Here is a 20,730-nt window from a genome sequence, read left to right on the forward strand (position 1 = left end):
TCTATTAACTTAATATCATAAAATTAAAAAAAACGAACTCCTCTTAAAGAGACATAAAGACATAACGTTATCGCTGTCATAAATACAATAGTTAAAAAACAAAGAAAAAATTTTTTAACTGAATAACGTAAAAAAAAGAAAACTCTTACAAGCTTTGCTTTTAAGGAAGAAGACTTTTCATTCTCAATGCAACGATCAGATGCTTGAACATCAGAGCGCTTTTCTTCTATTGCAGAATGCTCAACAAATTTCTCAGCTTCTTTTAAAGAAGGCTTCATAGCATCTATTGGCAAAGAGCTTTTATTCCCTTGTTGCAACACGCTTTCAACATTTTTATGAATTGGAGTTATGCTGTTTTGTCTCAAAAAGCTTGGTAGCTCCTGGAATGAAGAACGCTCTTTATTTTCCTCACATGCCATATGAGCAAGGTGCCGTACAACAGAATCAGACGATTTAAAGCGAGGCATACGCCGTGTTACAGCTGCTTCTTCTAAGCTCTTCTTTTCGTTATGCAAACTCTGAACAAGTGTTTTAATCTGCTCTAAATGCTCAAAAAGCTTTTTTTCTTTTTGGCGACGAATATAGTGCTCAGCCAAAATTGCCCGACTAATGTCATCCAAGTAAGATTTAAAACTCTCTTCCATAGAACTTTGTGATGCCAAATGATGAGGCGAATACTTCATCTGCATTTGTGCATAAACAGAGCGTAATTTTTTAGTAATGTCCGACATCGTTACTTCAATAGGCGTACCCATCCTCTCTTTTTTCTCAACAACAAAAGGAGGGTTGTCATGCTTAATTTGCTTTGTAGTATGACTCTTCGTATTCAAAAACTCTACCCTCATTGTATTTTAAAACACTACACCTATTAATTTTTTGCAGAGAATCGCAATAAGTAGAAAATGTGCCCTATTTTAGTAAATAGAGCTTTAAGAACTTCCAAAAATATTTAAAAGAGTGACACTTAAATTTCCTGCTCTCAAGATTTAAATTGGAAAGTGATTTCTCTATTTTCGCTTTTTTCACCATTTTGCTATTACATTACATACCTATTGACCCATTATAAGCTGAGCATGTGAAACAAAAAAAGAATATCTCCACGACCTACACTAATTTTTTTACTTTTTGTTCAAATGAAGAAGGCGATTATTGAAGTGCAAAATAAAGCAAAATGTACAATAAAAACGATGATAAAAGAGTACCAACAAATACAAGAAAGCTTATATAGTGAGAAAATCAATTATAAGTGAAATTCAATTCTAAACGATTTGGTTTCTGGTGATTATTACTATAAACTTGTAATCATACAAACAAGGAGGATAATCATGAAGATAATTGTCGCTGTCAAACGTGTTGTTGATTATAACATCAAGATACGCGTCAAACCTGACAGCACAGGCGTTGATCTGTCTCATGTAAAAATGTCTATGAACCCTTTTGACGAAATCGCCGTGGAAGAAGCAATCCGCCAGAAAGAATCTGGGAAAGTCTCGGAAGTTGTTGTTGTTTCAATTGGACCAGAAGCAGCACAAGAAACCTTACGAACAGGACTTGCAATGGGTGCCGACCGCGCTATCCTTATAACAACGGAGCAGACACTTGAGCCCTTAGCAATTGCTAAGACTCTGAAGGTTATTATTCATGAAGAAAAACCAGATATGGTTTTTTTAGGAAAACAAGCCATTGATGACGATAGCAATCAAACAGGACAAATGCTAGCAGCTCTTCTTGGTTGGGGACAAGCAACTTTTGCCTCGCGTCTAAACATAGAAAATGGACACGCAGTTGTTATCCGCGAAGTAGATGATGGCACACAAACCCTTTCCCTGCCCCTTCCCATAGTTATGACTGCTGATCTACGGCTAAATGAACCGCGTTATACTTCTCTGCCCAATATTATGAAAGCAAGAAAGAAACCTATTGAAAAAAAAGCACTGTCTGACCTTGGCGTAGATACGCGAGCACGTTTAACAATCCTTAGCGTTACAGAACCAAAACCCCGCCAATCTGGCGTCAGAGTGGCTAATGTAGCAGAGCTTGTCAATGTGCTAAAACAAACAAATCACATTTAAACTCTATAACCAATGGATCAAAAGCAATAATGCATAAAAGGGTAAGAACTTATGGCAATTCTTTTATTATCCGAACATAATACAAAAGAAACCGCAAAAACACTCACAGCAGCTCGAGCAATCAGCGATAATGTTGATATTTTAATTTGCGGAACAAAGGTTCAAGAACTTGCTGAAAACAGTGCCAAGCTCGCTGGTGTGCGACAAGTTCTTGTCGCTGAAGCTGATTATTTAGCGCATCAACTAGCCGAACCTATAGCAAATACAATCGTCAAGTTAGCTAATGATTATGATGTGCTCATGGCTGCATCTACCAGCACCGGCAAAAATGTGATGCCGCGCGTGGCTGCCCATCTTGATCTTATGCAAATTTCAGACATTATCGCCGTTCTTGCACCCGATACCTTCAAACGACCAATTTATGCAGGAAATGCAATTGAAACTGTCCGCAGCAATGATCGTCAAAAGATTATAACAGTCCGAACAGCTTCCTTCATACCAGCCTCTTTCCAAAATAACTCTGCTCCCATTAAAACAATAATACCAGCTCCCAATCCAAACCTTTCTTCTTTCATAAAAGCAGAAACCAACAAAAGCAATCGCCCTGATCTTACCTCAGCACGTATTGTAATATCAGGCGGACGTGGTCTTGGTTCGCAAGAGCAATTTATGTCACTTCTTCTACCCCTTGCAAATAAACTAGAAGCTGCTTTAGGCGCCAGCCGCGCAGCAGTTGACGCAGGCTATGCCCCCAATGATTGGCAAATTGGACAAACAGGCAAGGTTATTGCCCCTGAGCTTTATATCGCTGTCGGCATTTCCGGTGCAATCCAACATTTGGCCGGTATAATGGATGCACAAGTTATTGTAGCTATTAATAAAGATGAAGAAGCCCCCATCATGCAAATTGCTGATTATGCTCTTGTAGGCGATCTTCACCAAATTATTCCGGAGTTAGAGAAAGCTTTATAAGCCATGAATTCACCTTTGCATCACCAACGTGAAAGTATGGAATTTGACATAGTGATTGTCGGAGCAGGACCTGCAGGACTTTCTGCCGCAATTCGTCTAAAACAGATCAACCCCGAACTTTCTGTCACAATCGTTGAAAAAGGTAGTGAAGTTGGTGCTCACATTCTATCTGGAGCAATTGTAGATCCCATCGGCATTGATACACTCTTGCCAGAATGGAGAAGTGAACACGATCATCCCTTCAAAACACCAGTCACAAGTGAACAAATTTTTTTTCTAAAGCAAAAAAACGCCACAGTATTTCCCAATATTTTCCGCCCAAAAATCTTATCAAATGACGGTTGCTATATCGTTTCACTCGGTGATGTTTGCCGTTGGCTAAGCAAAAAAGCCGAAGCACTTGGCGTTGAAATTTATCCTGGTTTTGCCATATCGGAAACCATCCAGAACGATAATGGAGCCATCATTGGTGTCCTCACAGGTGATATGGGTCTTAACAAAGATGGATCTCCTGGAAAAAATTATATGCCTGGTATGGCTTTATTAGCAAAATATACTCTGATTGCGGAAGGGGCACGTGGCTCTATTGCAGAACAACTGATACAGAAATTCGATCTTAGTAAAAACCGTGAACCACAAAAATTTGGTCTTGGTCTCAAAGAACTCTGGAAAGTTGACTCCACAAAACATAGGCTTGGTTTAGTTCAACATTTCACTGGTTGGCCCTTAGACAATAATACGGGCGGTGGTGGTTTTCTTTACCACCAAGAAAACAATTTAATTTCTGTCGGCTTTGTTGTGCACTTAGATTATAAAAATCCCTATCTTTCTCCCTTTGAAGAATTTCAACGTTTTAAAACGCACCCCAAACTATATGAAATCTTCAAAGATGCAAAACGCCTTGCTTATGGTGCGCGCGTTATCAGCGAAGGTGGCTGGCAGTCTGTACCAAAACTCACCTTTCCTGGTGGAGCACTTATTGGTTGTTCTGCTGGTTTTGTTAATGTCCCTCGTATCAAAGGATCACACAATGCTATCTTATCTGGCATATTGGCAGCTAATAAAATCGCTACAGCTCTTGCGCAAGGTCGCGCCCATGATGAAGTCAAAGAAATCGAGGAACATTGGCGCAAAGGTCCCATTGGTAAAGATCTTTATAAAGCACGCAACGTCAAACCACTCTGGGCAAAATTCGGCACAAAATACGGGATTAAGCTTGCCGGCTTTGATATGTGGTGGCAACAGTTGTTCGGATTTTCCTTATTTAAAACACTCTCTCACGGGAAACCGGATTATGCATGTCTTGAACCAGCAGAAAAATTTCAACCCATTGCTTATCCAAAACCAGACGGTATTGTAACCTTCGATCGCCTTTCTAGTGTTGCACTTTCTAATACGCACCATGAAGAAAACCAACCTTGCCATTTAAAAATAGCTTCATTAGAAAAACAAAAAAACTCCGAATACGCAATCTATGGAGGGCCTTCCACACGCTACTGCCCTGCCGCTGTCTACGAGTGGCTAAACAATAATGAACACAAAACTTATGTTATCAACGCTTCAAACTGCATACATTGTAAAACCTGCGACATCAAAGATCCTAACCAAAATATCAATTGGATCTGCCCACAAGGCAATGAGGGACCACTTTATCTCAATATGTAATCATTGTTCTTTCCACTAAAATTAGGATTTACAAAACACAATAAACACAATATAAGAGTTCTTCTTCTCACAAAACAGAAACCATCCTGTACTTTCAATGCACGTTTTTTTTTTCACAATATGAAACGTACTCTATCACTACTCCCACATAAAATACTCTTACTACCAAATTACTTTTTTCATTAGAGAAATCTATAATATGTTGTTATTAAAAAACTTTTTATCTATCAATGATAAAACAATGACTAAGATAATTTTTACCATTCTGCTGTAAAGACGCAAACCATCACTCATCTTCACTATTTTTTTAATTCAGCTTTACAACCTTCGAAAACAACTACAACAATATCTTTTAAATAATACAGATTGCACAATGCCTCACGCTTTTGCTTTTCTCATTCTCTCCCTTACGAAGAACAGCACGCCATTAGGCTTCTCATTCACAAACTTACTTTAGAAAAATATCTCTATGAGGCCAATTCCCATTGTCAGTACTTTCTATGGATAATATAACGCAAAATCCATTTAGCACTACCATCTTTACGTTTATGAAAGTATGAGCAAACACCATCATTCTATTTTCCAACTCCCATTGCTGCATCTACTCTTGCACTAACTTGGTTCATAAGAAACATATTTACCCCTATCTTAAACGACTTTTATCTCTACGTTGATCCCTCTTGTGACATACAAGCAAATGTTTTTTGATTCATGATAAAAGGAATTGAAATGAAAAAAGCTTTCTGTATTCAGTGTTCTCATTCAAGTTAAAAACGAGGACTTAACTTTATAAATCAATTTATTACTATAGAAAAATTCTAAATATCAAGCTGCTTGCTCTTAAACATGTATATAATAGACAATTGTCTAGATCTGTGTTCACGCAGAACTATCAACGAATGCAGCAATACCCCTCTCATCGAGATCAGAAAAAATATTGGGCTAGCATTTTTAATGCGTAAACGGAGTATTTATTTTTTGCAAAGTGGTCTCAAGAGCCGCTATTAAAGCTCTCTTTCCCCCTTGGCGAGAAAAACAGTTTGACAAAAATTCATTTGTTCCTCCCTTCGTTGAAAACTCTTTCTCAAGCAGTGCAAAATCAAGAGATGCAGGAGAACCAGTAGTTATAATCTTGCGCATTTCATCCGTAAGATTTCCAAACATCATGGCAAGAAAGTTTGCCGACTGCTGTTTCTTTAACCCTTGTGTCACCAACCATTGATGCGCTGTTTCTATAAAATTAAAATAAACCCCCATTAATGAACCAGCAGTCATGAAAAGATCAAACTGCTCTTCCGCATCCAACACCAATGTTCCACCCAATGCATCAAATAAACTGCATAAAAATGGATGGTCCGGATAAATTGGTGTCAAATTTTTACATTCTGCCACAAAAGGAAGCGGAACAGCACGATAAACCTTATGCTTGATCCACTCTTCAACGTCTGCTGCTTTTGCCATGGCAAGCACGGAAATGACAAGCTGTTCTGGGCGAAAATGAAGAGGACGCAAGACCTCTTCTGCAGTTTGGTTGGGCAAACACAAAAAAACACAGTCACTGTCATCCAACAATATTTGATTGTTTTCAGCAATTATAACCTTATCATAATTGTGCGAAAGGCGCTCTGCTATTTGCGCATTACGCGGTGAAATAATAATAGAAGAAACGTCAAAAGCGCTCATCATTAAACCATCAACCATTGAAGCGCTGATTTTCCCCGTTCCCAAAAAGCCAACTTTCATTTCTACTCCTCGCTCTTATAATTTTAAATGAGGCTTAAGCAGTTCATATATTTCAACTAACATAAACACTAATTGAGGAAGCAACACATAACACAGAAAGAATAATCAACCCCAAATAAACTTTTGGCTTATCAAAGAGAATCGCAAAAGCAGAAAACCAACCAACGACAGCAGCCGCTAACGCAAATAAAAAGCCTTCCTTATTCATGAGCACAATATGCATTGCCATTAAACCACCAATAATCAGCGCTCCAAAAACAATTAACAAACCCGTCGCAAATTTTTCATAATCGTCCATATTTTTCTCCTCGTGGCACTCAAGCTGTTATATTACGTGCTTTCCATGCCATGTGCTCATAAAAATGAAATGTTTTTACCATAGTCAAAACGGGATAAAAACTCTTATTTATCCGACGTAAAAAATGAGGGAATATGTCGCGGCAAACGCCATGGCACAATCGCGATCAAGTCAAAGCGTATACATAAAAGAGCATAATCTTTTTGTCGTGCCAGCCAAATATCAGCTGCTGCTTCAATGCGCCTTTCGCTTAGCCGAGAAACCGCATCCATTGCTTCAGCCAATGTTGAACGCGCTTTTACTTCAACAATTAAAACAAGATTTCCACGCCGCGCAATTAAATCAATCTCACCACACTTTGTTTTAAAACGAATTTCAACGATGTAAAACCCTTTGAAGCGTAACCACCAAGCGGCCCATTTTTCTGCACGAACACCTCGATAAAAAGACTTTTGTCTCTGCTCTTTTTGCATAAGCTTACGCATCCTTCAAAAAATTTAACCGCCGAAAAAGTTCTTGCTTTTTTAAGCCAGTTTTCTTCGCTGCCAAAGCTGCCGCCCTAGCTGCAGAATGCGTACGCGCCAATTCTAATAACATTTCATCAATTTTTTGATCACTCATCACTTCAAAAGAGGAAAGTGCTTCTCCAACAAGCACAACAATTTCTCCACGAATATGTGCTTGTTTCTTGTAACTTTCAAACAAATTGCCTAAATTGGAAACATCCACTGTTTCAAACTTTTTTGTTAATTCACGGCATATTGCAGCAGGGCGATCAGACGAAAAAAGAGAGACCATATCCTGTAAAGTCTCGACAAGACGATGCGGAGATTCATAAAAAATCAAAGTTGCGGAAATAGTTTTTAATTGTTCCAATTGCCTTTGACGCTGTGCCTTGCGTGCACTCAAAAAACCCGCAAAGAAAAAGCTATCGGTGGGAAGCCCCGTCGTGACAAGAGCAGCTAAAAGAGCTGATGCACCAGGAATTGGAATAATTTTGTAACCAGCTTTGCGCGCTTCTTCCACTAGCCGAAAGCCGGGATCAGAAATAAGCGGTGTCCCAGCATCTGATACAAGCGCTACAGTTTTATTTTCTGCCAAAGCCGCTAATAACTTCGGCCCTGCTCTTCGTGCATTATGTTCATGATAAAGAAAAGTTTTTTTCTGAATACCGTAGCGTTCCAACAAAACACGCGTCACCCGCGTATCTTCACACGCTAAAACATCAACTCCTGCAAGTACTTGCAAAGCACGAAGAGTAATATCTGCAAGATTTCCGATAGGTGTTGCCACAAGATAAAGCCCCGGTTCTATGACGGGTGCAAAATAAGCATGAGAACCTATAAAATATGCTTTTTCACTCATACTTTTCTTTCATAATTAAATATCCCCTCACCACTAGATTTTACCAATATCTTTATTCATGATCATCATCGTGCATTTCTGTCAATTTTTTCACCGCTACTAAAGGATCAGCGGCTCGAATAATTGGCCTTGCCACAACAAGATGGCTTGCTCCTACAGCCAACACACTTGTTTTGATATCATAACTCGTTTTTGCTCATCCTTAAGCTTCCAACAGAACAAATTCTCAGTGTGACCAACATCCTATCAACACCAATCACCCTCCGCAAAGCTTCTGCTTCAAGAGCCGATGCGACAATTCCCCACATTTCTACATTTCGATCTTATTCAGCCCTTTTCAAGATTAAATTTTCTGGGTTATCTTTATAACCTGCATTTTTTTAAATGAACTTCATCCATCGACATCAAAACCATTACTCAAGCAAACATAAATCGCTCCCTTGAGCAGAAGATCGTTTTGGGACAAGCATAAACCGTTAACATTGAAACACTTAATTGCAATACTTTCCACAGCCTTTGCAACGGTATGATCAATATCCAGCAATTTCATATTGAAAAAGACCTTTTCTACGCTTGAACAAGATCTTTAACCAATTTCATACCACCAACAAAAACCAATTGATAGCCTATTTTATAAAACAGACATTAATCACCCAATTGCATGATCAATTTTTCTGCTTGTTTGACATCTGGAACATCTAATTCAACAATAAGACACTCACCTACTGCAATTCCCATAAAACAATCATCTATGTTCTTTGATGATTGTATCTTAAGAAAAGCTGTTAGAAAAACACAAATTTAAAAAAAGTTGTGTTTTACCTGATCAATTATCATACGATAAAGCTTTGTATGCTCTTCATTAGGCTTAGCAACAAAGATTGGCACACCATCATCTGAAGAAGACCGCAATGCAGCATCAAGTGGCACTTCTGCTAAGAATGGTACCCCTCGGCATTTTGCTTCTGCACGGGTACCACCATAGCCAAAAATATCGTAGCGTTTTCCCGTATCAGGAGCAATAAAATAACTCATATTTTCAATAAGTCCTAAAATAGGAACATTGACTTTCATAAACATTTCTATCGCTTTACGCGCATCAACTAAAGCAAGATCTTGCGGAGTAGAAACAATCAACGCACCCGTCAACTGCACTTGTTGAGCAAGCGTCAATTGCGCATCCCCTGTACCTGGTGGCATATCAACCACCAAAACATCAAGAGGTTCCCATAAAACATCTCTTAGCAATTGCGTCACAGCCGCCATGACCATGGGACCACGCCATACCACCGGCTTTTCCTCTTCAACCAAAAATCCCATCGACATTAGTTTAAGGCCAAATTTTTCAAGAGGTTTAAGCTTTTTCCCATCAATGAGCTGTGGTTTTTGGTTAACAAGTCCTGTCAAACGTGGCAAAGATGGACCATAGATATCCGCATCCATCAAACCCGTTTTGAATCCAGAATCTTGTAAAGCTAAGGCAATATTTATTGCCATTGTAGATTTTCCAACCCCCCCTTTTCCAGAAGCAACCGCAATCACATGCCGCACACCTTCTATAGGTTTTTTTGCAGGCAATCCATCTGCTCTACGTTTTGGAGTAGAAAAAACTGTATCTCTATGCACCTGAGAAGATACCTTCGGTCTTTTTTCTGCCGTAAGTGTGACAACAACAGATTCAACCCCATCCAAAGCACGTACCACTTCTTCAGCAGCACGGCGCAATGGTTCCCACTCTTGCACACGCCCATCCGGAACTGTAATGGAAAAGAAAACTTTGCCATGAGCAATCAATATCTCTGAAAGAAGTCCCAATGATACAATATCGTTTTCAAAATCCAACCCTTTGACTTTATGTAACGCATTGCGGATAACCTCACTTGTGATAGGATTCACGCTTTCTCCTCTTTATACAAATGCCAGAAATACACCAACAGGAACCAAAAACACTTCAACTTAACCACTTGAAGTTTCCCATTTTACAATTCTTGTAAAATGTAAATATCTTATACTTTATCTCTTTTTAAGCACTAAACCAACCTCAAATAAAAGCCTCAAGCAGAAAATTTAGTATAAAATTCTATTAAGCATTTTTGTCATACAATCACTTTACGAACGTTTCTACAAAGGCCTTTAAGAGGTAAAACATGAGCGAACTTCTTATGCTAAATATACTTTGACTATAATCATACCACCAAAAGTCACGATTATTTTTTACTCTTTTAAGACCTTAATCATTTACTTGTGTTATAAAAAGAAATAACTGTCAATTGAGTCATTGTAACCAGTAATTATTTTCCTTAAATTTTAAGGTATTACAAACAAAACGTACGTACAGGAGAAGCTTTTTGTCTTTTTAAAAGAGAGAGAGAAAAATAATCTGAGATTGACTTTTTTTATGTTTTTCCTTATGGGTTAGCAGTCGTATGATAGGATAAGACTGTTCATCTAACTGCCCATAGAATTAAGAAGGGCCGCACTCCGCGGTATTTAAATAAATGAAACGTACTTACCAACCCTCTAAACTTGTCCGTAAACGCCGCCATGGGTTTCGTGCACGTATGGCAACAGCTAGTGGCCGTAAAATTATTGCTGCAAGGCGTGCCCGTGGACGTAAGCGACTATCTGCTTAACTATTCAAATTTTCACAACAGTTGGGTATTGCCCATCACTTCTCCGTTGTGAAATTTTCGTTGTGAACCTCTGATGCCTGCTTTTGCAGGCATTTAGCAAAATTGCAAAATGTTCTTTATGAAGAAAAAACATCCCTGCCGCATTCGCAAGAGAGCGGATTTTTTGGCTGTACGCACAGGAGAAAAACGACGTGGTCCTTTATTTTTGCTCGAAGTTAAGTCCCATGAACAAACAGCAGAAAAATCTCCTCTTGTTGCACGTGTAGGCTTTACTGTTACGCGTAGAAACGGCAATGCTGTCAAACGCAATCGTATCAAAAGACGTCTGCGTGAAGCAGTGCGAATTGGTTTAGCAGGCAACATGGAAGCAGGAACAGACTATGTGATTGTAGCGCATCCTGATGTGCTCCACGTACCTTTTACATCTTTGATTAATGAATTAAATCGACGAATAAAACAAAAAACAAAACATCAGCAACGTTCAACAGGGTAGTACGAATGGAATATAACCGCAATTTCTTTATCGCCATTGGATTATCTTTCGTAGTGCTTATCGCATGGCAATTTCTTTATGTTGCTCCCAAACAGGCTGAGTTACAAAAAAAACAAGCAATCGCTCAGCAATTCTCAAAACAACAGTCCGCACTTGCTACTGACAAAACAAATTTCTCTGACATTGCACCAACACCTGGATCAATATCTCCAATCAATCGTCCAATGACTCCTGAAGTTCGAAATGCTGAATTAGCCAAAACAAACCGTATTGCGATTAAAACCAATGAACTTGAAGGCTCCATTAATCTTGTTGGTGCAAAATTTGATAATCTTCTGCTCAAAAAATATCGCCTGACAGTAGATAAAAACTCACCAGAAATTGCTTTGTTAAACCCCAAAGGATTCACAACGACCTACCTTGCTGAATTTGGTTTTGCAAGTTCATCTTTGTCAGCAGAATCCTTACCACAATCTGACACACTATGGCAAATAGAAGGAAACAATACGACACTGACCCCTTCAACACCCGTTACTTTAATTTATAATAACGGACAGGGACAGATCTTCCGCCGTATCCTTTCTGTTGATGATCACTACATGTTTACCATTGAAGACTCTATCAGTAATGAGGGAGATAAACCGGTATATCTCTCGTCTTATGCCCGCGTTGCACGTGCAGCTCCACCAAAAGATACGAATGCAACCTATTTGCTTCATGAAGGCATGATAGGTATCGCAGGTGATTCACTTAAAACTGAAAAATATAAGGACTTAGCGGAACTTGATCCTAATCCTAATAATGGCCAAAAAAGTATAAGTTTCTCCAAAGTGACAGGAGGTTGGATTGGTATTACTGATAAATATTGGGCTGTAGCAGTTATCCCTCCACAAGATAAAGAATATACAAGTCGCTTTATTTATTTTGACCGCTTGCAGACGCATTATCAGTCTGACTTGCTAGGGACACTTTTAACTATTGCCCCGAATGAAACAAAAACCGTTACAAATCGTCTTTTTGCTGGTGCAAAACAAGTCGAAATCATTAATCACTATCAAAATGACCTGAAAATTAAGAAATTTGCTCTTTTAATCGATTGGGGTTGGTTTGATTTCATCACAAAACCAATGTTTTCTCTCATTGACATTCTCTATAAGCAAACAGGCAATTTTGGTGTCGCCATTCTTCTAGTCACAGTGCTCTTGAAAACACTTCTCTTCCCGCTAGCGAATAAGTCCTACAAATCTATGGCGCGCATGAAGCTTGTACAACCAATGTTGCTAGAAATTAAAGAAAAGTATTCAGATGATCGAGTTAAACAACAACAAGCAATAATAGAACTGTATAAAACCCAAAAAATTAATCCTCTTGCAGGTTGTTGGCCAATGTTTGTTCAATTTCCAATATTCTTTGCTCTTTATAAAGTTCTGTATATCACCATCGAAATGCGGCATGCACCTTTCTTTGGTTGGATTAAAGATTTAGCAGCACCCGATCCAACTTCTCTTTTTAACTTATTTGGCCTCTTACCATACGCAACTCCAACGTTTCTTACGATTGGTGCATGGCCTTTGATTATGGGAATAACGATGTTTTTACAAATGCGTATGAATCCAGCCCCTCAAGACCAAACACAAGCTATGATCTTCACGTGGATGCCGGTTGTTTTTACTTTTATGCTTGCTTCCTTCCCTGTTGGTCTTGTCATCTATTGGGCATGGAACAATATATTGTCGATGATTCAGCAAGGGATCATGATGAAACGTCAAGGAGTTAAAATTGAACTTTTTGATAACCTTAAAGCTATATGGCGAAAATCACCTAAAAAAGAAGTGCATAAATGACAAAATATCCTTCCTTTTCTGGAATTTTTTCTCGTAATTGGATTTTTATTTGTGGTGTGCCAACACTATGCTTTCTTCCACCCGAAGGACCACCAGAGATCGCATTTGCGGGACGCTCCAATGTTGGGAAGTCATCTTTGATCAATGCACTCGTCCAACAAAAAAGCTTGGCACGCACCTCAAACACACCAGGACGTACTCAAGAACTTAATTACTTTGTACCCGATGGTTTCAGTGGGCAACCAGGAGATCTTCCCCCTATGGCACTTGTAGATATGCCAGGTTATGGTTTTGCCGCAGCTCCTAAAAACCTAGTTGATGCGTGGACAGATTTAATTTTTAGCTATTTACGGGGGCGCACAACACTAAAACGTGTTTATGTCTTGATTGATTCACGTCATGGAATCAAAAAAAATGATGCAGACGTCCTAGATCTCCTTGATAAGGCAGCCGCTTCTTATCAAGTTGTTTTAACTAAAAGTGATAAAATAAAATCGAATGCCCTTGAAAAATTAATAATAACCACAAAAGCAAAGCTCCTTAAACGTCCAGCAGCTTATCCTGAACTTCTTGTGACATCTTCAGAAAAAGCATTAGGTTTGGAAGAATTGCGTGCTGCCATTTTGCAAGCGATTGCAGTATAGAATACATTCCTGTCATTAATAGTTTATTAAATATAATTGTTAGCTGCTGCTAATAAACTTGCACTTCCAGTAAAGCACCTTTATAAAAATTCCTATTATTTTAAAGAATTCTTATCAACTCTATTTTATAGTGTAGGTTATGCTAACACTTTTTCACTCTCCCTTATCTTCTGGCTGCCGCTTTATACGCCTTATTCTTGGAGAATATAGTATAAGTACTCAACTTATTGAAGAACATGAATGGGCCAGAAGACACGAGTTTCTCGCACTCAATCCAGCTGGCCATGTCCCTGTTCTTCTTGATGAACACGAAGTTCCATTATCAGGAGCCATAGTTATCTGCGAATATTTGGATGAAACATATGGAAGCCTAAGACAAGAAAATAAATTTTTTCCAGAAAATCCTTTAGATCGTGCCGAAGTACGCCGTCTCAATGACTGGTTTTTAAATAAATTTGAAAATGAAGCTACGCGCCATATTGTACGAGAACGAATCTATAAACGTGAAATGCCGTTAGCCATTGGCGGTGGTGCCCCCAATTCACAAATTTTACGCAATGCACGCGCAAATATTCTACCACATATGAACTATCTAAATTGGCTCTGTGCATCTCGCGACTGGTTAGTCGGCTCTGAATTATCTTATGCGGATCTAGCAGCCGCAGCTTCTGTTTCTGTACTTGATTTTCTAGGAGAAATTGACTGGGATCAATCCCCCGCCGCCAAAGACTGGTATATGCGGATTAAATCGCGACCTTCTTTTCGCTCTCTTTTAACAGATCGCATCCGAGGAATTGTAGCAAGTCCTCATTATACAGATCTTGACTTCTAAGCACCTCTCCCAAAAAGTGAAAGCAATATTTCACATCAAAGAGAATATAGCTCTGTACCGATAAAGTCTTATACATTTTTATACACTATGCATAATCTCTATTCTCCAAAATATATGTTGAAAACGTATTGTATAACATTCACATTGTTTACTCTATACAAGCAAAAAGGTGTTTATCATCATGCACTTCTATAAACGGGCAATTTCTTCACATAACTAAAGAAGTAAAATTTTTCCCTTTAGGAAAAAAGAACCGTTGGAAAGAAGGAGAGAATTTTCCTATATTGTAAGAAGTAAAGTGTCTTAAGGAGAAAAATATGCGCCTTACAGTTGTTGGTGCGAATGGAAGAATGGGACGCGAGCTTATTACAGCGATCCAGCGTAGAAAAGACATAGAACTTTGTTCTGTGCTCGTGCGCAAAGGATCACCTTTCGTCAACAAAGATGCCAGTACATTGATTAGCTCAAACCTTCTTGGCATTCGTGTCACTGATGATCCCGCAAAAGCTTTTTCTAACACAGAAGGTATTTTAGATTTTTCGCAGCCACAAGCTAGCATTCTCTATGCCAACTATGCTGCTCAAAAAGGACTTGTCCATATCATCGGAACAACTGGGTTTAGCAAAACAGAAGAAGCACAAATTGCAGATTTCGCAAACCATACAACTATTGTCAAATCTGGGAATATGAGCCTTGGAATAAATCTCTTAGCAAACCTTGTAAAAAAAGCCGCACAAGCATTAGAATCCGATGATTTTGACATTGAAATTTATGAAATGCATCACTCTGGCAAAGTTGATGCCCCTTCTGGAACAGCTCTCCTTCTTGGGCAAGCCGCAGCTGAAGGTCGCAGTGTTATGCTAAAAAATGTGAGTGTTAGCAGACGCAGTGGCCATACAGGTGAACGCGAAAAAGGCACTATTGGCTTTACCTGTTCACGAGGTGGAACGGTTGTTGGCGACCATAGTGTCACTTTTGCCGGCCAGAATGAGCGGATCATTCTTTCACACATAGCGCAAGAACGCTCTATTTTTGCCAATGGTGCATTAAAAGCAGCTTTATGGGCAAAGAACCATGAAAATGGCCTTTATTCAATGCTCGATGTTCTTGGGTTGAATGATGAATTTTAAACAATCAATGTAATACAGGAAATTCATAATGGGACGCACGCTTGTAATAATCCGTCATGGACAAAGTGAATGGAATCTCAAAAATCTTTTTACCGGTTGGAAAGACCCAGATTTGACAGAAAAAGGTCATGCAGAAGCAATAGCAGCAGGAAAAAAACTTAAAGAAGCTGGTCTAAAATTTGATATCGCTTATACATCTGCCTTACAACGTGCACAAAAAACGGCTCAGCACATTTTAGAACAAATGGGACAATCAGATTTGGAACTGATAAAAACCCCCGCATTGAATGAACGCAATTATGGTGATCTATCTGGTCTAAATAAAGATGAAGTACGTCAACAATGGGGGGAAGAACAAGTGCAAATATGGCGTCGCTCCTATGCTATTGCGCCCCCTAATGGAGAGAGCCTACGCGATACTGGGGCACGTGTTTGGCCTTATTATCTTTACCATATTCAACCGCATATTTTGCGCTCTCAAACTGTTTTGATCGCAGCACATGGCAACTCTCTTCGTGCTCTTATTATGGTACTTGAAGGCCTAAACGGTGAGGAAATTATATCTCAAGAATTAGCAACTGGCATTCCTATTATTTACACATTCAATTCCGACTCAACAATTGCATCAAAGACAATTATCAAGCCTTAAATTCCTAAAACTGTAATGAATACCGATAGTTTAATCCAATAGTTTTCAGCTGGAAAAGAAATTCTATAATTTTATTGACAGAATTATCTCACAAGCTTAGATGATTTTTATGGCCCAGATGGCGGAATTGGTAGACGCGCAGGTTTCAGGTACCTGTGCCGCAAGGCGTGGAGGTTCGAGTCCTCTTTTGGGCACCATACTCTTTTTTACAACGTACAAATTGTTGATTTTATTTATTTTTTTAAAGGTGAGGGATACGTAAATAAAGGTGAGGGAATAGGATTTTCAAATGTGCCTCTATAAAGCACATCTTTTCTCGCCAAGTTTTTCTATTAACGCCTTAAATTTTTTTAGGTCATGTTGCGAAAAACGATTAAAGTTTCTAACGAACATACCGGCAACTTCACGACTCAATGAATCAGAAGGCCTTATTGTAAAACTCGTACGGCAAGCATCATCTGCTTTTCTTAAAAGAGAAGCAGTATCCTGATCCAAAGCATAGAGTTCAATGATTTTTTCCACCATACGAGCTGGTGCAGACTTTTTTCCAATTTCCACAGAAGATAAAAATGCTGAAGATACGCCTAATTTTTGAGCCATGTCGAAAAGGCGTTCGGAGCGATCAATGCGAAGCTTACGTAAAATTTTACCAAATGATGTGAGCATCTAAACACCTTTTCTTTTATCTCATAAAAACTATAATAAGAATTTTTTAATAAGAAATACTACATTTTATGTATATTTTCATTTTTTTACTAAATTAGTATAATATATTATAAATATAATTTCTATTATTATAATTCTGTATGATTTATTACTATAAATAATATAGAATTATTGTATTTTTAATTTTTTGAAAACCACTGCTTTAGATGCGTAAAAATATTGTCTAGTGCATCCATGAGGCGTGCAAATTCAAGAATGAATAGAAAGATGATGAACACGATCCATTTCATAAAACGAGACATCACTTTCAAACTTTGGTAGGTAAAGATCATTTCTTGAAGCATTTCTTTTTCTGCTTCCGTAAGCTCTGTTGTTTTTTTAGTCTTTTTTCTGACCATGTTTCCACCAGCACAAGCATTCACCTTGTTTGTTATGCTTTAAGATATCTCTTGCTAAGTTTGAGCTGATGGCGTTCAGATCTTGTTTGCTTAAGTAAATGGGCATCCAACCTAGACAGGAAACAGACCTATTTGTCGCGCACCCAGTCAGAGAGATCAGCACGCACATCAGCATCACTTTTCTTGTTAATCTCATTTTCCACCTTAAGCCTTGTTGCTGCTGCTTCTAAAACTTTCTTTGTTTGCTTCTGTTGTTCAAACTTCTTTCCAAGGTAAAAGGCTTTCGCTATGGCCATAAAAAAAGCAGCCAAAGCTGCCATCATGAGTACAAAGTTTTTCTTTACCCGCCAGATCATAAGCGCTGCTCATGAAAACGTTTGGCTATAAACATAACACCGATACAGGCAGCTATAATCATAATGGCTGCCAAAGCCCATTGAACTGGACCATTGCCTGCTAACAAGCCTCCAAGTCCAGAAAAAGAGCCTATAATGGGGGCAAGTGCTTCTATTTTGAAAAGCCCTGTTGTTTCTTTTGTCTCTACTGCTTGATAATTGGAAGAAACATAAGAGCCTTTTGCCCATAAGCCTGCTTCTGCTGCACGCCGATGGACAAGACCTTGAAGACGTTTTCCTCCCGCTTTGGTCCATTTCTGTAATTCAGTCGGTACGGCTTCATAATCCCCTTTATTCAGCTTTTTAAGCAGTGTAGAACTTTTGAAAGCTGCCAGCCCCACATTATAACAAAAGGAAACAAGAGCACCAAACTGCTCATCACTTAAGTCCACACAAACCGCTTTTTCCACCGCCCGTTCATATTGCCGCAAATCTGTTAAAAGCACGGTTTCGGCTTGTTTTTCTGTAATCACCATATCCTCAACAACCTTTGGTTTACCAGCTTTTTCGGTATGACCATAACCAATAGTCCAAATGCCAGAAACATCTTGATAAGCATGTAGTCGCAAGCCCTCCCATTTTTTAAGACAGTGTAGACAATCTTTACTTATTTTCCGTGCCATTGCTCAATCCCACTTTATAAATATACCTTTATTAACACTGCGCCATCTCCACCATCACCGCCTGATGAAGATGTCGCATCTTTACCGGGAAAGTAACCACCACCACCACCGTGGCAAATCTCATAGCCGCCATCACCACCATTGCCACCCCACATACTATGGCCACCAAGACTCCTGAAAAAACGAATGTCAGTGCAGCCACCGCCACCACCACCGCCATAAACACTGTTTCCTCCGCGACCACCAAAGCCACCAAAAGCTTTACCATCAGTCCCATCACTACCGCGTCCATAAGGACCGCCGCCGCCGCCGCCGCCATAAACACTGTTGCCACCATAACCCCCAGCACCGCCATGACCACCAAGTCCACTCCAGTTACCAGAGGCATCACGCCCTCCTTTAGTACCATCACCCCCTTTACCACCGCAACCACCGCAGCCATAAATACTGTCGCCACCATAACCCCCAGCACCGCCAGAGCCACCATCCCCATCACTTCTAGATCCACTCTTTCCACCATCTCCTCCGCGACCACCATTGGATAAAAAATTTTCTCCCCCATCTCCTCCGTCACCACCAATCCCACCATCTCCTCCGCGACCACCATTACCACCTTTTCCACCCATAAAGCCTTTACCGCCGCGACCACCGAAGGAACCAACAGTTTCCCCTCTATAACCAAGAGCACCATCAACACCACCATAGGGGTGTTTTCCTGCTCCACCCAAAGCCTTAATAAAATTACCAACTTGTGTGGACTCACCATTTTTATTGCCAGAAGCTACACCACCTTTTCCAATACGCACTGATGGATTATTTCCAAGAAACTTTTTCTTTGTCCTCACATAGGCACAACAACCACCAGCTCCCCCACTGCCATCATAAAAACTGTCTCCAGCATTGCCACCTCCCCAAGCCCATATTTCAAGCTCAGTTTCACCAGTGACTCCTTCTGGCCAAGGGATCTCTCCACTTTCTGTTATGAGAATTTCAAGAGGCTTGCTGTTACCGCCACCACTGCTGTCATTATTCGCTTTAATTGAAGCCATCAGATTGGCAGGCGATATAAGCGCATCAACTGTTTTTGTACCATCTATCCAGTCTTGTTTTTCAAGAGGTTGAATTAAATCAATTTCTTTTTGCACCTTATCAGCTGTTTCTTGTGCTTTATCGGCCTTCGTTTGCGCAACATCCGCCACGGCTTTTACAGTGTTGGCTGTTGTTTGTGCAGTTACCGCAACATCTTTTGCCTCTACAGCATGATCTTGTGCATCCTTTGCTGTACTTAATGCAAGATTTGCAATGTCTTTTGCCTCACCTATTGCATGTCCACCCTCTTGCACATTTTTTTCAATTGTATCAATTTTTGCAATCAGTGTACGTTCTTGAGATGTTAATATAAAATGCTTTTTTCCTTCTTTCATATTATCCATATCAAAAGCATCTTTTTCTATTTGATTTGGATCATAGACCGATTTTGATAGCGCAAAATAACTAATGGTTTCCTTGAGATCACAGGGAGATATAGGATAATTAGCCCCTTCATCTCCCATATACCACTTTTCTATTGTTGGCTGAACAGGGGTTAACCACTGCAGTTTTAACCTTTCTTCTTTGGTTAAAATCTTTTTTGTAACGCCTTCAGTCATATTTTCCATAGAAAAAGCATTTGACTTCACATTGTCAGGATCATATGCAGCAGCGTTCATATCACCAACCCCTAAAGAAGATGGGTTTACCCAGCCAACGCCTGATAATACGGTATTCTTACTAGGATCCCCTTTTGCCTCAATATCGTAAATTGTTGCTTTGTCTTTATAAGCAAGTGCCCCAATATCCCTCTTTGCAACCGCTTCATCAGCCTTTTTCCCCTGAGCAGCAGAAGCAAAATATTCCACCTGATAAGCCGCCGCACTACCAACAGAAGTGGGAGCAAGAACTTTATCGTCTAAAATACCTTCTTTGACTTCTTCTTTTGTTGCTGGTTCAATCATAAGTTTATGCGTGTGATGGAGAAGTGGCATCGCATTCAATTCCTTAATTAGTTGATTTTTAGGGGTGTGCTAGAAGGTGAACATTGCAATCGCAATTCATCAATGACTTTTTGCATGGTCTCTATGCGTTTATCTGTTGCTTCTTGGTAAGCTGTAAAAGCGCTTAAAAGATCATGCCGAACATCGTTTTTGATAAGATCAAGAATCTTATTCAATGGCGCATGAACTATTTTATGACTTGCATAAAAAAGGACGCGAATCTGCTCCGCGTCCGCAATATCATCAATAGCGGATAGGTTATTGAGCATCCGAAA

Annotated in this window: 21 protein-coding genes, 1 tRNA gene and 2 pseudogenes; 11 read left to right on the forward strand and 13 right to left on the reverse strand. The window is 39.4% G+C overall.

Annotation, left to right across the window (positions count from 1 at the left end):
* Positions 1–23: 23 nt before the first annotated feature.
* Positions 24–830, reverse strand: coding sequence for a hypothetical protein (locus tag V3564_RS04765; protein WP_455480452.1), 807 nt, complete (start codon positions 828–830; stop codon positions 24–26).
* A 495-nt stretch (positions 831–1,325) separates the two neighbouring features.
* Between V3564_RS04765 and V3564_RS04770 the strand changes: the two genes are divergently transcribed.
* The 3 genes from V3564_RS04770 to V3564_RS04780 are packed head-to-tail and all read left to right on the forward strand — an operon-like array spanning position 1,326 to position 4,709.
* Positions 1,326–2,072: an electron transfer flavoprotein subunit beta/FixA family protein gene (locus V3564_RS04770; protein ID WP_455480453.1), complete on the forward strand. Its 747-nt coding sequence runs from the start codon at positions 1,326–1,328 to the stop codon at positions 2,070–2,072.
* Positions 2,073–2,123: 51 nt separating this feature from the next.
* Positions 2,124–3,044, forward strand: coding sequence for an electron transfer flavoprotein subunit alpha/FixB family protein (locus V3564_RS04775; protein ID WP_455480454.1), 921 nt, complete (start codon positions 2,124–2,126; stop codon positions 3,042–3,044).
* 3 nt (positions 3,045–3,047) lie between these two features.
* Complete coding sequence (locus V3564_RS04780; RefSeq protein ID WP_455480455.1) at positions 3,048–4,709, forward strand: 4Fe-4S dicluster domain-containing protein; 1,662 nt, start codon at positions 3,048–3,050, stop codon at positions 4,707–4,709.
* Positions 4,710–5,660: 951 nt separating this feature from the next.
* Here the strand turns inward: V3564_RS04780 and V3564_RS04785 are convergent.
* The 6 genes and pseudogenes from V3564_RS04785 to V3564_RS04810 all read right to left on the reverse strand — a co-directional run bounded on the left by V3564_RS04785 (position 5,661) and on the right by V3564_RS04810 (position 10,011).
* Positions 5,661–6,452 carry a pyrroline-5-carboxylate reductase gene (locus V3564_RS04785; protein ID WP_455480456.1) on the reverse strand — a complete coding sequence of 264 codons (792 nt, stop codon included), beginning with the start codon at positions 6,450–6,452 and terminating at the stop codon, positions 5,661–5,663.
* A gap of 52 nt (positions 6,453–6,504) precedes the next feature.
* Positions 6,505–6,750: a hypothetical protein gene (locus tag V3564_RS04790; protein WP_455480457.1), complete on the reverse strand. Its 246-nt coding sequence runs from the start codon at positions 6,748–6,750 to the stop codon at positions 6,505–6,507.
* 104 nt (positions 6,751–6,854) lie between these two features.
* On the reverse strand, positions 6,855–7,223 hold the full coding sequence (locus V3564_RS04795; RefSeq protein WP_455480458.1) for a YraN family protein: 369 nt from the start codon (positions 7,221–7,223) through the stop codon (positions 6,855–6,857).
* A 4-nt stretch (positions 7,224–7,227) separates the two neighbouring features.
* Positions 7,228–8,115 carry a 16S rRNA (cytidine(1402)-2'-O)-methyltransferase gene (gene rsmI / locus V3564_RS04800; protein WP_455480459.1) on the reverse strand — a complete coding sequence of 296 codons (888 nt, stop codon included), beginning with the start codon at positions 8,113–8,115 and terminating at the stop codon, positions 7,228–7,230.
* A gap of 52 nt (positions 8,116–8,167) precedes the next feature.
* Positions 8,168–8,847 (reverse strand): annotated as a pseudogene (gene pyrF, locus V3564_RS04805) (orotidine-5'-phosphate decarboxylase).
* Positions 8,848–8,916: 69 nt separating this feature from the next.
* Positions 8,917–10,011 (reverse strand): Mrp/NBP35 family ATP-binding protein, encoded by a 1,095-nt coding sequence (locus tag V3564_RS04810; RefSeq protein ID WP_455480460.1) that lies wholly within the window; start codon positions 10,009–10,011, stop codon positions 8,917–8,919.
* A 602-nt stretch (positions 10,012–10,613) separates the two neighbouring features.
* On the opposite strand from V3564_RS04810, the gene rpmH reads away from it, so the two are divergent.
* From rpmH to V3564_RS04850, 8 genes and pseudogenes are all read left to right on the forward strand, one after another.
* Complete coding sequence (gene rpmH, locus V3564_RS04815) at positions 10,614–10,748, forward strand: 50S ribosomal protein L34 (RefSeq protein WP_208436117.1); 135 nt, start codon at positions 10,614–10,616, stop codon at positions 10,746–10,748.
* 118 nt (positions 10,749–10,866) lie between these two features.
* A pseudogene (rnpA, locus tag V3564_RS04820) lies at positions 10,867–11,257 on the forward strand (ribonuclease P protein component).
* Positions 11,247–13,085, forward strand: coding sequence for a membrane protein insertase YidC (gene yidC, locus V3564_RS04825; protein ID WP_455480461.1), 1,839 nt, complete (start codon positions 11,247–11,249; stop codon positions 13,083–13,085). Before rnpA ends, yidC begins: the two are co-directional and overlap by 11 nt.
* Positions 13,082–13,729: a ribosome biogenesis GTP-binding protein YihA/YsxC gene (yihA, locus tag V3564_RS04830; protein ID WP_455480462.1), complete on the forward strand. Its 648-nt coding sequence runs from the start codon at positions 13,082–13,084 to the stop codon at positions 13,727–13,729. The genes yidC and yihA overlap by 4 nt, the downstream gene beginning before the upstream one ends.
* 139 nt (positions 13,730–13,868) lie before the next feature.
* A complete protein-coding gene (locus V3564_RS04835) occupies positions 13,869–14,561 on the forward strand; it encodes a glutathione S-transferase family protein (protein ID WP_455480463.1) in 693 nt (230 codons plus the stop codon).
* 317 nt (positions 14,562–14,878) lie between these two features.
* On the forward strand, positions 14,879–15,691 hold the full coding sequence (gene dapB / locus V3564_RS04840; RefSeq protein WP_455480464.1) for a 4-hydroxy-tetrahydrodipicolinate reductase: 813 nt from the start codon (positions 14,879–14,881) through the stop codon (positions 15,689–15,691).
* A 28-nt stretch (positions 15,692–15,719) separates the two neighbouring features.
* A complete protein-coding gene (locus V3564_RS04845) occupies positions 15,720–16,340 on the forward strand; it encodes a 2,3-bisphosphoglycerate-dependent phosphoglycerate mutase (RefSeq protein ID WP_455480465.1) in 621 nt (206 codons plus the stop codon).
* Between the two features lie 112 nt (positions 16,341–16,452).
* Positions 16,453–16,537 (forward strand) — tRNA-Leu (locus V3564_RS04850).
* 100 nt (positions 16,538–16,637) lie between these two features.
* Here V3564_RS04850 and V3564_RS04855 read toward each other — a convergent pair.
* From V3564_RS04855 to V3564_RS04880, 6 genes are all read right to left on the reverse strand, one after another.
* Entirely contained in the window at positions 16,638–17,006 is a 369-nt protein-coding gene (locus V3564_RS04855; RefSeq protein ID WP_455480466.1) for a helix-turn-helix domain-containing protein, read from the reverse strand.
* 179 nt (positions 17,007–17,185) lie between these two features.
* Positions 17,186–17,404 (reverse strand): hypothetical protein, encoded by a 219-nt coding sequence (locus V3564_RS04860; protein ID WP_455480467.1) that lies wholly within the window; start codon positions 17,402–17,404, stop codon positions 17,186–17,188.
* Between the two features lie 128 nt (positions 17,405–17,532).
* Positions 17,533–17,760 (reverse strand): hypothetical protein, encoded by a 228-nt coding sequence (locus tag V3564_RS04865; RefSeq protein WP_455480468.1) that lies wholly within the window; start codon positions 17,758–17,760, stop codon positions 17,533–17,535.
* A complete protein-coding gene (locus V3564_RS04870; RefSeq protein WP_455480469.1) occupies positions 17,757–18,422 on the reverse strand; it encodes a lysozyme in 666 nt (221 codons plus the stop codon). The genes V3564_RS04865 and V3564_RS04870 overlap by 4 nt, the downstream gene beginning before the upstream one ends.
* 14 nt (positions 18,423–18,436) lie before the next feature.
* Complete coding sequence (locus V3564_RS04875) at positions 18,437–20,446, reverse strand: hypothetical protein (protein WP_455480470.1); 2,010 nt, start codon at positions 20,444–20,446, stop codon at positions 18,437–18,439.
* A gap of 17 nt (positions 20,447–20,463) precedes the next feature.
* A complete protein-coding gene (locus tag V3564_RS04880) occupies positions 20,464–20,724 on the reverse strand; it encodes a hypothetical protein (protein WP_455480471.1) in 261 nt (86 codons plus the stop codon).
* Positions 20,725–20,730 lie beyond the last annotated feature (6 nt).

The organism is Bartonella sp. B12(2025) (genome assembly GCF_053795135.1).

Bases quoted from the DNA above. Each gene is read 5' to 3' on its own strand.
- V3564_RS04770 (WP_455480453.1), top strand. From the start codon at position 1,326: ATGAAGATAATTGTCGCTGTCAAACGTGTTGTTGATTATAACATCAAG.
- V3564_RS04775 (WP_455480454.1), top strand. From the start codon at position 2,124: ATGGCAATTCTTTTATTATCCGAACATAATACAAAAGAAACCGCAAAA.
- V3564_RS04780 (WP_455480455.1), top strand. From the start codon at position 3,048: ATGAATTCACCTTTGCATCACCAACGTGAAAGTATGGAATTTGACATA.
- V3564_RS04785 (WP_455480456.1), bottom strand. From the start codon at position 6,452: ATGAAAGTTGGCTTTTTGGGAACGGGGAAAATCAGCGCTTCAATGGTT.
- V3564_RS04790 (WP_455480457.1), bottom strand. From the start codon at position 6,750: ATGGACGATTATGAAAAATTTGCGACGGGTTTGTTAATTGTTTTTGGA.
- V3564_RS04795 (WP_455480458.1), bottom strand. From the start codon at position 7,223: ATGCAAAAAGAGCAGAGACAAAAGTCTTTTTATCGAGGTGTTCGTGCA.
- rsmI (WP_455480459.1), bottom strand. From the start codon at position 8,115: ATGAGTGAAAAAGCATATTTTATAGGTTCTCATGCTTATTTTGCACCC.
- rpmH (WP_208436117.1), top strand. From the start codon at position 10,614: ATGAAACGTACTTACCAACCCTCTAAACTTGTCCGTAAACGCCGCCAT.
- yidC (WP_455480461.1), top strand. From the start codon at position 11,247: ATGGAATATAACCGCAATTTCTTTATCGCCATTGGATTATCTTTCGTA.
- yihA (WP_455480462.1), top strand. From the start codon at position 13,082: ATGACAAAATATCCTTCCTTTTCTGGAATTTTTTCTCGTAATTGGATT.
- V3564_RS04835 (WP_455480463.1), top strand. From the start codon at position 13,869: ATGCTAACACTTTTTCACTCTCCCTTATCTTCTGGCTGCCGCTTTATA.
- dapB (WP_455480464.1), top strand. From the start codon at position 14,879: ATGCGCCTTACAGTTGTTGGTGCGAATGGAAGAATGGGACGCGAGCTT.
- V3564_RS04845 (WP_455480465.1), top strand. From the start codon at position 15,720: ATGGGACGCACGCTTGTAATAATCCGTCATGGACAAAGTGAATGGAAT.
- V3564_RS04855 (WP_455480466.1), bottom strand. From the start codon at position 17,006: ATGCTCACATCATTTGGTAAAATTTTACGTAAGCTTCGCATTGATCGC.
- V3564_RS04860 (WP_455480467.1), bottom strand. From the start codon at position 17,404: ATGGTCAGAAAAAAGACTAAAAAAACAACAGAGCTTACGGAAGCAGAA.
- V3564_RS04865 (WP_455480468.1), bottom strand. From the start codon at position 17,760: ATGATCTGGCGGGTAAAGAAAAACTTTGTACTCATGATGGCAGCTTTG.
- V3564_RS04870 (WP_455480469.1), bottom strand. From the start codon at position 18,422: ATGGCACGGAAAATAAGTAAAGATTGTCTACACTGTCTTAAAAAATGG.
- V3564_RS04875 (WP_455480470.1), bottom strand. From the start codon at position 20,446: ATGCCACTTCTCCATCACACGCATAAACTTATGATTGAACCAGCAACA.
- V3564_RS04880 (WP_455480471.1), bottom strand. From the start codon at position 20,724: ATGCTCAATAACCTATCCGCTATTGATGATATTGCGGACGCGGAGCAG.